This window comes from Gloeothece verrucosa PCC 7822 (genome assembly GCF_000147335.1).
Taxonomy (GTDB): Bacteria; Cyanobacteriota; Cyanobacteriia; order Cyanobacteriales; family Microcystaceae; genus Gloeothece; species Gloeothece verrucosa.
The window spans coordinates 39,992-52,549 of record NC_014502.1 but is presented as its reverse complement, the minus strand read 5'-3'; the positions used below and the strand labels follow the sequence as shown (position 1 = coordinate 52,549).

Sequence of the window (12,558 nt, the reverse complement as noted above, 5' to 3'; positions counted from 1 at the left end):
CTCATGAGTGAGCCTAATTTTTCATCACCCGTTACCAACCCCTTCGGACTCTCCAATGTGGGATCTCTTGCCGCCCCCACCTTCGCTGATCTTGATGGAGATGGAGACCTCGATGCTTTTGTGGGGAATGATTATGGCGATATCCGGTACTATGAGAACACAGGTTCTAGCAGTAGTCCTAGCTTTGCTGCCCCCCTTACCAACCCCTTCGGACTCTCCTATCTGATAGCCTCTGCCGCCCCCACCTTCGCTGATATTGATGGAGATGGAGACCTCGATGCTTTTGTGGGGAATTATGAGGGCAATACCCTGTACTATGAGAACATAGGTTCTAGCAGTAGCCCTAGCTTTGCTGACTTCTCTTTCAACCCCTTCGGACTCTCCAATGTGACATCGTATGCCTCCCCCACCTTCGCTGATATTGATGGAGATGGAGACCTAGATGCTTTTGTGGGAAATTATTATGGCGATACCCACTACTATCAGAACATAGGTTCTAGCACTAGCCCTAGCTTTGCTGCCCCCCTTACCAACCCTTTTGGACTCTCCTATAGGGGATCTTATGCCTCCCCCACCCTAGCTGATGTTGATGGAGATGGAGACTTCGATGTTTTTGTGGGGAATAATCAGGGCGAGATCCTGTACTATCAGAACACAGGTTCTAGCAGTAGCCCTAGCTTTACTGCCTCCGTGACCAACCCCTTCGGACTCTCCAATGTGGGAACTTCTGCAACACCCACCTTCGCTGATCTTGATGGAGATGGAGACCTCGATGCTTTTGTGGGGAATCTTGATGGCGATATCCTGTACTTCGAGAATGCTCCTGTTATTGCTAACCAACCCCCTGTAGCGGTTGATGACAGTGCTATTACTAATGAAGATACGGCGCTTACGGGTAACGTTTTAAGTAACGACAGCGATCCCGATGCCGCCGACACCTTGACAATCGTCGCTGTTAATGGTGTTTCGGGCAGTGTTGGGACTCAAATTACCCTGACCTCGGGTGCCCTCTTAACCCTCAACGCTGACGGGTCTTATAGTTACGACCCCAACGCTCAATTTGAATCCCTCAATACCGGTGAAACGGCACAAGATAGCTTTATTTACACGGTTTCCGATGGGACAGCTACTCAGACAGCTACGGTTACGGTCACTGTTGAGGGAGTAACCGACAATACGGCGGCTCCACCCAACTTTTTATCACCCCTTACCAACCCCTTCGGATTCTCCGATGTGGGATATGTTGCCTCGCCAACCTTCGCTGATATTGATGGAGATGGAGACCTCGATGTTTTTGTGGGGAATAACTATGGCGATACCTTCTACTATGAGAACACAGGTTCTAGCAGTAGTCCTAGCTTTGCTGCCCCCGTTACCAACCCCTTTGGACTCGATAATGTGGGATATTCTGCTTCCCCCACTTTCGCTGATCTCGATGGAGATGGGGATCTTGATGCGTTTGTAGGGAATTTTAAGGGCGATACCTTCTACTATGAGAACACAGGTACAGGTTCTAAGAGTAGCCCTAACTTTGTTGCCCCCCTTATCAACCCCTTTGGACTTTCCGATGTGGGAAATGTGGCCTCCCCCACCTTCGCTGATCTTGATGGAGATGGAGACCTCGATGCTTTTGTGGGGAATGGCTATGGCGATACTTTCTACTATGAGAACACAGGTTCTAGCAGTAGCCCTAGCTTTGCTGCCCCCCTTAGCAACCCCTTTGGACTCTCCGATGTGGGATATTTTGCTTCCCTCACCTTCGCTGATCTTGATGGAGATGGAGACCTCGATGCTTTTGTGGGGAATCGTGATGGCGATACTTTCTACTATGAGAACACAGGTTCTAAGAGTAGCCCTAGCTTTGCTGCCCCCCTTACCAACCCCTTCGGACTCGATAATGTGGGAAATGCTGCCTCCCCAACCTTAGCTGATCTCGATGGAGATGGAGATCTCGATGCTTTTGTGGGGAATTATAATGGCGATATCCTGTACTTCGAGAATGCTCCTGTTATTGCTAACCAACCCCCTGTAGCGGTTGATGACAGTGCTACTACCAATGAAGATACGGCGGTTAGCATCGGTGTACTGAGCAATGATACTGATGTTGATGGTAATCCTTTAAGTATCGATAGCTTTACCCAAGGCAATAGCGGCACTGTTACCCTCAACGATAACGGAACCCCAGGGGATACAACCGATGACTTGTTAGTTTACACGCCTAACGCTAACTTCAACGGTACAGACTCTTTCTCCTACACGATTTCTGACGGAAACGGAGGTACTAGCACCGCCACAGTTAATGTTACTGTTAACCCAGTTAATGATGCTCCTGTTGCCGTTAATAACAGCGCTACCACTAATGAAGATGCGGCGGTTAGCATCGGTGTACTGAGCAATGATACTGATGTTGATGGTAATCCTTTAAGTATCGATAGCTTTACCCAAGGCAATAGCGGCACTGTTACCCTCAACGATAACGGAACCCCAGGGGATACAACCGATGACTTGTTAGTTTACACGCCTAACGCTAACTTCAACGGTACAGACTCCTTCACCTACAGGATTTCTGACGGAAACGGAGGTACTAGCACCGCGACAGTTAATGTTACTGTTAACCCAGTTAATGATGCTCCTGTTGCCGTTAATAACAGTGCTACTACCAATGAAGATACGGCGGTTAGCATCGGTGTACTAAGCAATGATACTGATGTAGATGGTAATCCTTTAAGTATCGACAGCTTTACCCAAGGCAATAGCGGCACTGTTACCCTCAACAATAACGGAACCCCAGGAAATACAACCGATGACTTGTTAGTTTACACGCCTAACGCTAACTTCAACGGTACAGACTCCTTCACCTACAGGATTTCTGACGGAAACGGAGGTACTAGCACCGCCACAGTTAATGTTACTGTTAACCCAGTTAATGATGCTCCTGTTGCCGTTAATAACAGTGCTACCACCAATGAAGATACGGCGGTTAGCATCGGTGTACTAAGCAATGATACTGATGTAGAGGGCAATCCTTTAAGTATCGACAGCTTTACCCAAGGCAATAGCGGCACTGTTACCCTCAACAATAACGGAACTCCAGGGGATACAACCGATGACTTGTTAGTTTACACGCCTAACGCTAACTTCAACGGTACAGACTCTTTCTCCTACACGATTTCTGACGGAAACGGAGGTACTAGCACCGCGACAGTTAATGTTACCGTTAACCCAGTTAATGATGCTCCTGTTGCCGTCAATAACAGTGCTACCACTAATGAAGATGCGGCGGTTAGCATCGGTGTACTGAGCAATGATACTGATGTAGAGGGCAATCCTTTAAGTATCGACAGCTTTACCCAAGGCAATAGCGGCAGCGTTACCCTCAACAATAACGGAACCCCAGGAAATACAACCGATGACTTGTTAGTTTACACGCCTAACGCTAACTTCAACGGTACAGACTCCTTCACCTACAGGATTTCTGACGGAAACGGAGGTACTAGCACCGCGACAGTTAATGTTACTGTTAACCCAGTTAATGATGCTCCTGTTGCCGTCAATAACAGTGCTACCACTAATGAAGATACGGCGGTTAGCATCGGTGTACTAAGCAATGATACTGATGTAGAGGGCGATCCTTTAAGTATCGATAGCTTTACCCAAGGCAATAGCGGCACTGTTACCCTCAACAATAACGGAACTCCAGGGGATACAACCGATGACTTGTTAGTTTACACGCCTAACGCTAACTTCAACGGTACAGACTCCTTCTCCTACACCATTTCTGACGGAAACGGAGGTACTAGCACCGCGACAGTTAATGTTACTGTTAACCCAGTTAATGATGCTCCTGTTGCCGTTAATAACAGCGCTACCACTAATGAAGATACGGCGGTTAGCATCAGTGTACTGAGCAATGATACTGATGTTGATGGTAATCCTTTAAGTATCGATAGCTTTACCCAAGGAAATAGCGGCACTGTTACCCTCAACAATAACGGAACCCCAGGGGATACAACCGATGACTTGTTAGTTTACACGCCTAACGCTAACTTCAACGGTACAGACTCCTTCACCTACAGGATTTCTGATGGAAACGGAGGTACTAGCACCGCGACAGTTAATGTTACCGTTAACCCAGTTAATGATGCTCCTGTTGCCGTCAATGACAGCACTACCACTAACCAAAATACTCCTGTTACTATATCTGTGACTAGCCTTTTAGCTAATGATAGCGATGTGGATAGTTCTACATTAAGTATTACAGAGGTTAATAGCCTGGTCGGTGGTACAGCGACTCTCAATGATAACGGTACTCCTGCTAATACCAGCGATGATTTTATCGTCTTTGACCCCGCTAATAGCTTTACAGGGAATGGTACTTTTAGCTATACTCTGAGCGATGGTAGCCTTAGCAGTACCGCTACAGTGACGGTTAATGTAATTCCTGTTACTGGTTTAAACCTTAATGGCGGCAATGAGGATGATACTATCACTGGGGGCGCAGGAGATGATTACATTAACGGAAGCAATGGTAAAGATCTTCTTTACGGTTTAGCGGGTAATGATACCTTAATGGGTGGCAATGGCACTGATACCCTCTATGGCGGTGCCGGCAATGACCTGTTAAGTGGGGATGATAACGATTCTACAGGTAGTGGTAAAGATATCCTCTATGGAGGAGTCGGCAATGATACCCTTAATGGAGGCAATGGAGCAGATGATCTAACCGGAGGTCAGGGGAATGATCTTCTCATAGGAGGTAATGGTGCTGATAACTTCATCTTTAGCATCGGTGATGGTACAGATACTATTACTGACTTCCAAGATGGGATAGATAAAATAGGTCTGTCCGGGGGTTTAAGCTTTGGACAATTGACCATTACTGCTAGTGGTAGCAATACCCTAGTTAAGTTTGGTAGTGAAACCTTGGCTTCTCTGACTGGAATTAATTCTAGTCTCATTACCTCGGCGGATTTTGTGGTAATTTAGCCTGATTCGAGGTTTTAAGGACTTACGCACAAATCCGCACTTAAGACACTATCTATGCTATGGCTGGATGCGTCTGTGGGACACTTCCTACAAGTAGAGTTACTGCGTAAGTCCTAGTTGGGATTAATAGTGGGCGTTTTTCAGTCTTTCCAGGTTTATCTATCCATACCCTTCGAGTGGGTTGGCACATACCTGTAAGTTTTAAACGCCCTGCCAGTTCTAGTCGTTCGTTTGGGGTTAAGGATTTGACTCCATCGACCCCACCCGTCCGTTTTCCCTGATTCTTTTGTGTCACCCGAGGTACCGCTAACAGCTTGGCGTAGTACGAGTTAAGGAGTGTTTTCTGGAGTTGGCGAATTCGCTCGATATTGCCTTGACGTGATGCACTGTATATTCTCGTTTGAAGCTTCCAAACAGTTTTTTCAACAATTTTCCAATTGATAGATTTCCATTATTCTATTATTGGTTGCTTGTTGCTTTTAGCTGTTTTCATGGGAGCATCCCATTTTTGCACTCTAACTTTTTTTAGGCGGCTGAAACCTTTGCAGTAGTTGGCTTTTAGTTAGGTTTTTACAAAAATGTGATGCTCCCCTTATAATGCCGAGCTATACCTTGAAGAAGCGATCAATAGCATTCTAAAACAGTCCTTTAGCCGTTGGGAAATGATTATTGTCAATGATGGTTTAACTGACAAGACTAAAACTATTATTAAAGATTATATACTTAAAGGTCCAAGAATCAAATTGATTGAGTAAGAAAATCAGGGTTCAGCATTAGCAAAACGCACTGGGTTTATGCACTCTCAAGGAAAATACATTTATTTTTTAGATGCCGATGCTCGGAGTAAACCAAATACTTTGATTATACTTAGCTCTAGAGAAAAGGACGGAAGCTGTTGCTTCTTATGGAAAAATGCTAGAATTTGATAGGCAAAATAATGTGAGCTTTGAACCGGATTCAATTGTGGATGATCTGATCCCTATTGATCTGTTCCCTCGCATTATCGAACGGGGAATTTTTTGTATGGGAGGAGTTTGTATTAGGCGTAAATTTTTAAATGAAGCAGATTTTGTAACTCATTTGAATATTGGTGAAGATTGGTTATTATGGTGTCGTCTGACTGCTAAAGGCCCCTTTATATTTATCGGAGAAGATCCCATTATTGAAATTCGTCGTCATCATACAAATAAAACCCAACTGCCGATTTCTAAACTGGTAAAAAACTGGAACAAGTCTAGAGAAATATTTTTTTTAGATCCAGTGATTAAGCGAAAGTTACCATCGGATTTAGCCGCTAAACATTACCAAGCCAATAAATTTTATACCTACTATGATGTAACTAAATTATGTTGGCGGTTAAAAGCCTACGATTTCATGATTATTTATCTAATGAAATCCCTAATAACTGCTCTAGAAAACACCTTATCATTTTTTCATATTTTCAGAATATTTATGAAGGAAGCAAAAAGATATTTACGTTAGTTTATTTTCTCATTTTATCAGCTTTTTTAAAAATATAGTTTTGTAAAAAAAAATTAAAATTAGTGAAAAATGCTACAATTAATTAAAACCATTAAAATTATAAATCCCTTAATACAGCTTTATCCTTGGGGAATTCCATTAATTATAATTTTAGGAATTTTCGCTTCTCTAGCTGAGGGTATAGGAATTAGTTTACTTATTCCTTTTTTGTATTTATTATCCGGGAATTATTCAAAAATAAATAACGTCTTTTTTAAAAATGTTGAGCAATACTTAATTAATTTTAAACCAGAACAAAAAATCTTATTATTAATATTATGTATTTTAGTAGCAATTTTAATTAAAGTTATTTTATCCTATCTTTATACGCTACTTTGTTACTGGTTGCAAGATTATACTCTTCATCAGTTACGTATAGCAGTATTTGAAAAATTAATAACGGTCAGTCAGAGCTTTTGGGATATCAATAAAAGTGGTGAACTTTTAAACTTAATTACTCAAGAAACTTTCTCTGCAAGCCAAGCATTAACTTATTTAATTTGGCTAATTATAAATTTATGTATGTTGGTTATTTTTAGTTTATTTCTATTATTTATATCGTGGAAATTAACTTTATTAGTGATATTGGTATTTGGGTTAATTTCTGGATTAATTCGTACTCTGACCCTCAAAATAAAAGCGTTGGCACGAGAATTCCAACAAGCCAATCGTTACTTAAGTAACTTAACCTTAGAAACCTTTACTGGAATTAAAACTATACGAGTATTTGGAAGAGAGAACTACGAACAAAACCGTTATTTTCAAGCTTCTAAACAATGCCGAGATAAGTCTATAAAACTACGTATCCAATCTGTAGTGATTGAACCTTTTACTGAAGGATTATCGGTAGCGACACTGGTATTTATAATGCTAATTGCCTTCTATGCTCAGATTAGTTTACCTATACTTATCACTTTTATTTTTATGCTTTATCGCTTACAACCGCAAGTGCAAAAATTAAATTATAACTTAACTCAAGTCATTGCTTTAAGTCCTTATGTTAAATCCGTATTTTCCTTACTTGAACGAGATAAAAAACCTTATATAGTATCAGGAAATATTGATTTTAAAAACTTAAAAAAAGGCATGACTTTTAAAGCTGTTAATTTTTCTTATCCTACTCAAAATAAATTAGCTCTAGAAAACATTTCTCTATTTATAGCTCAAGGTAAAATGACGGCTTTAGTTGGCTATTCAGGTTCAGGTAAATCAACTATAATTAATTTAATTTTTCGCTTTTATGATGTGACATCAGGAGAAATTTATATCGATGATTATCCGCTCAAACAACTTAATTTAGCTGTATGGCGCAGTCATATTTCTCTAGTGAGTCAAGATGTGCATATTTTTAGCGCTACAGTTAAAGAAAATATTGCTTATGGTTGTCCAGAGGCAACCGAAGAAGAAATTATAGGAGCAGCTAAACAAGCTCATGCTCATGAATTTATCTGTGAACTTTCTGAAGGATATAATACATTTGTAGGAGATAGAGGCATCAAACTTTCTGGAGGACAAAGACAACGTATTTCAATTGCTCGTGCAATTTTGTGTAATCCTGAAATTTTAATTTTGGATGAAGCAACAAATGCTCTTGATACTATTTCAGAAAAATTAATTCAAGAAGCAATTAGTCTTCTCAGTCAAAATCGAACTGTGATTGTCATCGCTCATCGTTTATCAACAATTGAAAAAGCAGATCAAATTCTTGTAATGGATGGAGGCAGGCTTGTAGAACAGGGTAGTTTTCGAGATTTATTGAACAATAATTCTTTATTTACTAAGCTTTATCAGTTACAATACGGTAATGTAGAACGTTAGAATACTTTAAAGAAAAATAAAAATGAATAAAAAATTAATTATTGAGTTAGGAACTGGCCGCTGTAGCTCGCTTTCATTATGTTATTTTTTGAATAACCAACCTGGAATTAAACTTCTCTATGAAGGAACGATTGATTACAAACCTCATCCTTTAAAGTGGTATAATGAGCATGAAAATATTTTGAAATGGATAAATAATCTAGATACACTATCAGATTCATCCCAATATTTTGAGGATATAGGTATGTATTTTCTTCCTTATGTTTCTTTTTTAACCCACATTCCGCACTTCAAAAAGTAGCATAAAAAGCTACAAGTTGTTTCCCCAAGGATGGCAGTAAAAATACTTAGGAAAAAGAAAGGGGAAAAAGTGAGATAATAAAAACCGAGCAAATTTATTAAAGGCGCAAAAATTGTCGACAATTCCTGAAATAAAAGTAAAAAATATAGATCACTTAAGTATAGTAAGTACCTGGACATAAATAAAGTTCACTATGTTAATTTTTCTTAAGGTCAAAATTTTTAGCGGCTTAAAATTAAAAAATCAAGCATTTTTACTTGTTTTTTTCTTGAACAAGAATGATAATCATTTTCATTAAAGTTTATTTTTGTGGTTCTTCTAGGGGTGAAGAGGTAATAAGTGGAAAATTGAACACGATGTAAAGTTTTGTTACAACCATGTATATACAAGACTTGCCATGTATATACTTAAAAGAGGAAAAATAAATATTATCCACAAATGAATCAATACTCAGGAACCGGCGAAAATAGAAGGTTCGTGCAACCAGGGGCAACTAATTTTTTGTATTGTGAACGCGCAGTGCCCCTTCGGGATGGGGTAAAACTAGCGAAGCTGTTACCAAGTGCAATGTAGCTCAAAAGTCTTGATATATAAAGGTTTCAGACTTTTCTTTTTAACCTAATCCCAAAGCCCCTCAAATCTCGCTGATGATAGCTGTGTGTAACGCACTGTGTTCTGAATATTGGCATGGCCAAGGTAATCCTGAATTATTCTAGTATCTACGCCCTTATTCGCCAGATAATACCCACAAGCGTGACGAAGTAAATGGGCATGAACTGTAAACTCAAAACCCGCCAGAATTCCGGCTTGATGCACAATATGGCTAATCGTCCTTTCAGTTAAAGGAGTGCGACGATTTCCTGTAAAGACAAACGGAGAAGGAGCGTAGTCTCTGCGAAGTTTTTTTAAGGCTCTCATTTCATCCCCACCTATAGGATGACGACCCGAACGAGAACCTTTAACTCGCCGGATATAAATAGTTCCTTCGGCTAAATCGACATCAGACCATCTTATGTGTGCCGCTTCAGTTCGGCGAAGTCCATGACGATAAAGCATTAAAATTAAAGTAGCATTACGATAGGCATACCACCCGCCTTTTTTCTTCACTGCCTCAATTAACTGACTAACTTCATTGGGTGTAAGATGGTCTCTAGTAATTTTGCAGCTTTCAGTGGTCGGTGTGTTCTGTGAGTTCATAGCCAGCCTCCTGTTAAAGCCTGACCCTATCTCTATTTTAATTATCAGCGAGCTATTGATATTCAGGTTAATTTTGCAGCAAGTAGTTAGATGCTGCAAAAAAAAGAGATAATGGGGCGCACCATCTTAATAACCGAGTAGATGAAACGAATCTGGCAGCCCGAAGAATTAATTGAACACTGGACACTTTTACCTTCTGAGGAAACCCTTGTTAAGAGAAAAACCGCTTCTCATCGTTTGGGATTAGCTTTACTATTGAAATTTTACCAGTATGAAGGTCAATTCCCCGCTAATAAAGGAGATATTCCAACTCAAGCAATTCGCTACGTCGCCGAACAGCTAAAACTTGACCCCAATCGGTTCGACAAATACGATTTCAACGGACGTACCGTCAAAGCGCATCGGGTGGCCATTCGGGATTTTTTGGGCTTTCGGGTTCTTCTAGACTTATTATGCTAAAATGTTAGTAAATATACTTAAAGTATAAATCAAATGAAACGGCAACTTACCAAAATTCTTGATTTACCAGGAGTTTTAGTTAAAGAACAAAAAACTTGTGAAAATACTTTGATTTTAGAGGTAGAGCTTCAAGATAAAGCAGCCCGTTGTCCTAATTGTTGTAAAATAAGTCACCGCCTTCATCAAAACCATTATTTTTTAGTTAAAGATATACCTTGGGGAGAAAAAGAAATTATTTTAAAAGTAAATCGACGACAGTTTAAATGTAATAATTGTCAAAAACCTTTTAGTGAACAGTTAGAATTTGTTGGCTCTCGAAAAAAATATACTCACAGATACGCAAAATTTATTACTGAACAAGTTGTTAATAGCGACCTTTTAAGTGGGGAGCATCCCATTTTTGTAAGTGCATAGCTCTTTCGTCACGATAGGTAAGGGTTTTGGCGACCATAAAATGGTTAAAGTGCAAAAATGGGATGCTCCCTTTAAGTGTAGCTCAAAGAAATAATTTAACCGAAGCTGAAGTTGAATCAATGATTAATCAAATTAGTCAAATAGTTTTGCCAATAAATTTAAAATCTTTAAAAAAGCTAGGAATTGATGAAATCAGTTTAGTTAAAGGGCAAGGAAAGTTTGTTATTGTTTTAGTTGATTTAGAAAAAGGAAAATTAATAGGTTTAATTAAAGATAGAAAAGCTAAAAATTTAGAAAATTATTTAAAAAACTGGGGAAATGAAATTTTAGAACAGATAGAATAAGTTAGTATAGATTTGTGTAAAATGTATAAAAATGTAGTAAAAAAAATCTGTCCTAATGCTGTGGTAACAGCAGATAGATTTCACCTAACGAAACTATTACATGAAGAACTAAATCAAGGTCGAATTGATCAAAAAAAAACGGCTGAATCTTTAGATATTAAGCAGCGAAAGCAGATATTTGCAGCAATAAAAGGAGGAAAATATGTTTTGCTTAAAAGAGAAAGCAAGTTAAAAGATAAACAAAAAATAAAGTTGTATCAAATGAAAGAAGCTTCTCCTCTTATAGAAATAATGCACAATTTAAAAGAAGAGTTTACCTATATTTTTGAAAAAAGTCAAAATTTGGGGGAAGGAACTTTAAATCTGGCAGAATGGATGCTCAAAGCTCAAAAATATTTCCCAAAAACTGTCCGAACTATGAAAAATTGGTTTGCTGAAATAGTTGGTTACTTTGAGCATAAAACAACTAATGGCGTAGTCGAAGGAATTAATAATAGATTAAAGGTTTTAAAGCGTTGCGGATTGGGATTTAAAAATTTTGATAACTATCAAAAAAGAGCTTTATTATTCTGGCATTTAGCTGATAGTTTAGCATAATAAGTCTAGAAGAACCCGAAAAATTAACTCTAACCGGAACGGGCAACCTTGAGGCCATAGGAAATAGTCTTGATAACACCCTCACGGGCAATAGTGGTAATAACACCTTAACGGGAAATGAAGGTAATGATAGCCTTGATGGAAAAGCGGGTAGCGATACTCTCGTTGGAGGGTTAGGGAATGATCTTTACACCGTCGATAATATCAACGATGTCATTACTGAAAATAGCGATGAAGGAATTGATAGCGTTAACGCTTCGGTTAGCTTTACCCTTGCAGATAATGTAGAAAATCTTACCCTCACTGGTAGTAGTAACCTCAACGGAACCGGCAACAGTCTTAATAATACTTTGACCGGTAACACTGGGGCTAATATTTTATCGGCAGGAGACGGTAACGATAGCATTAATGGCGGTAGCGGTGACGACACCCTCTACGGAGAGGAAGGAAATGATACTTTAATCGGTGGTGCGGGTAATGATGTGTTCGATGGGGGAAACGGCGATGATAAACTTACCGGTGGGGCGGGTGCTGACTCCCTTAAAGGAGGAGAAGGCGTTAATACTTTCATCATTAATCCTTTAAGTGATTCCTTATTGGCTAATTTTGACCGTATCAGCGATCTTAAGATTGGTGTGGACTTCATTGATGGTTCTAGTGCTGTAGGAGCGGCATCAGTGATAAAATTAGGAAAAGTTACAGAGTTAAGTGAAGTGTCCATCGCATCAGTTCTCAATTCCACTAACTTCGTTAAAAACGGAGCCACTACTTTTACTTTTGTCGAAGGAACGACTACACGCACTTTCCTTGCTCTTAATAATGGTACAGCCGGCTTTAGTGCCAGCACTGATGCAATTATTGAGATTACAGGTTACACGGGTGACTTAACTAATTTAGCTATTATTTAGCTACAGTCTGAAC

The 12,558-nt window shown here is 39.5% G+C and carries 9 protein-coding genes and 2 pseudogenes; 9 read left to right on the top strand and 2 right to left on the bottom strand.

The annotated features are described in order from the left end of the window. The first annotated feature begins 3 nt into the window (after positions 1-3). Positions 4-4,986: a beta strand repeat-containing protein gene (locus CYAN7822_RS32750; protein WP_013325558.1), complete on the top strand. Its 4,983-nt coding sequence runs from the start codon at positions 4-6 to the stop codon at positions 4,984-4,986. 52 nt (positions 4,987-5,038) lie between these two features. Here CYAN7822_RS32750 and CYAN7822_RS37190 read toward each other — a convergent pair whose 3' ends face one another. After that, complete coding sequence (locus tag CYAN7822_RS37190) at positions 5,039-5,428, bottom strand: reverse transcriptase N-terminal domain-containing protein (protein WP_342635725.1); 390 nt, start codon at positions 5,426-5,428, stop codon at positions 5,039-5,041. Between the two features lie 181 nt (positions 5,429-5,609). On the opposite strand from CYAN7822_RS37190, the pseudogene CYAN7822_RS39955 reads away from it, so the two are divergent. From CYAN7822_RS39955 to CYAN7822_RS32735, 4 genes and pseudogenes are all read left to right on the top strand, one after another. Continuing rightward, positions 5,610-5,912, top strand: a pseudogene (locus tag CYAN7822_RS39955) (glycosyltransferase family 2 protein). Then, a complete protein-coding gene (locus tag CYAN7822_RS39950; RefSeq protein ID WP_013325557.1) occupies positions 5,899-6,468 on the top strand; it encodes a hypothetical protein in 570 nt (189 codons plus the stop codon). Before CYAN7822_RS39955 ends, CYAN7822_RS39950 begins: the two are co-directional and overlap by 14 nt. Before the next feature lie 69 nt (positions 6,469-6,537). Beyond that, positions 6,538-8,325 carry an ABC transporter ATP-binding protein gene (locus CYAN7822_RS32740; protein WP_013325556.1) on the top strand — a complete coding sequence of 596 codons (1,788 nt, stop codon included), beginning with the start codon at positions 6,538-6,540 and terminating at the stop codon, positions 8,323-8,325. A 22-nt stretch (positions 8,326-8,347) separates the two neighbouring features. Next, on the top strand, positions 8,348-8,626 hold the full coding sequence (locus CYAN7822_RS32735) for a hypothetical protein (RefSeq protein ID WP_013325555.1): 279 nt from the start codon (positions 8,348-8,350) through the stop codon (positions 8,624-8,626). Positions 8,627-9,244: 618 nt separating this feature from the next. Here CYAN7822_RS32735 and CYAN7822_RS32730 read toward each other — a convergent pair. Then, the gene (locus tag CYAN7822_RS32730) at positions 9,245-9,823 is read right to left on the bottom strand and encodes a tyrosine-type recombinase/integrase (protein ID WP_013325554.1); all 579 of its coding nucleotides are present in this window, start codon (positions 9,821-9,823) and stop codon (positions 9,245-9,247) included. A 141-nt stretch (positions 9,824-9,964) separates the two neighbouring features. Here CYAN7822_RS32730 and CYAN7822_RS32725 point away from each other — a divergent pair, with 141 nt between their 5' ends. The 4 genes and pseudogenes from CYAN7822_RS32725 (at position 9,965) to CYAN7822_RS40640 (ending at position 12,545) form a co-directional block, all read left to right on the top strand. Beyond that, complete coding sequence (locus CYAN7822_RS32725) at positions 9,965-10,282, top strand: DUF4158 domain-containing protein (RefSeq protein WP_049802845.1); 318 nt, start codon at positions 9,965-9,967, stop codon at positions 10,280-10,282. Between the two features lie 33 nt (positions 10,283-10,315). Continuing rightward, entirely contained in the window at positions 10,316-10,696 is a 381-nt protein-coding gene (locus tag CYAN7822_RS32720) for a transposase family protein (RefSeq protein WP_041934380.1), read from the top strand. Positions 10,697-10,758: 62 nt separating this feature from the next. Beyond that, positions 10,759-11,637, top strand: a pseudogene (locus CYAN7822_RS32715) (ISL3 family transposase). Further along, positions 11,634-12,545, top strand: a complete 912-nt coding sequence (locus tag CYAN7822_RS40640; RefSeq protein WP_083786961.1) for a bluetail domain-containing putative surface protein — start codon at positions 11,634-11,636, stop codon at positions 12,543-12,545. Before CYAN7822_RS32715 ends, CYAN7822_RS40640 begins: the two are co-directional and overlap by 4 nt. The last annotated feature ends 13 nt before the right edge of the window (positions 12,546-12,558 follow it).

Excerpts from the sequence above, each read along its gene's own strand:
- CYAN7822_RS32750 (WP_013325558.1), top strand. The coding sequence starts at position 4 with ATGAGTGAGCCTAATTTTTCATCACCCGTTACCAACCCCTTCGGACTC.
- CYAN7822_RS39950 (WP_013325557.1), top strand. The coding sequence starts at position 5,899 with ATGCTAGAATTTGATAGGCAAAATAATGTGAGCTTTGAACCGGATTCA.
- CYAN7822_RS32740 (WP_013325556.1), top strand. The coding sequence starts at position 6,538 with ATGCTACAATTAATTAAAACCATTAAAATTATAAATCCCTTAATACAG.
- CYAN7822_RS32735 (WP_013325555.1), top strand. The coding sequence starts at position 8,348 with ATGAATAAAAAATTAATTATTGAGTTAGGAACTGGCCGCTGTAGCTCG.
- CYAN7822_RS32730 (WP_013325554.1), bottom strand. The coding sequence starts at position 9,823 with ATGAACTCACAGAACACACCGACCACTGAAAGCTGCAAAATTACTAGA.
- CYAN7822_RS32725 (WP_049802845.1), top strand. The coding sequence starts at position 9,965 with ATGAAACGAATCTGGCAGCCCGAAGAATTAATTGAACACTGGACACTT.
- CYAN7822_RS32720 (WP_041934380.1), top strand. The coding sequence starts at position 10,316 with ATGAAACGGCAACTTACCAAAATTCTTGATTTACCAGGAGTTTTAGTT.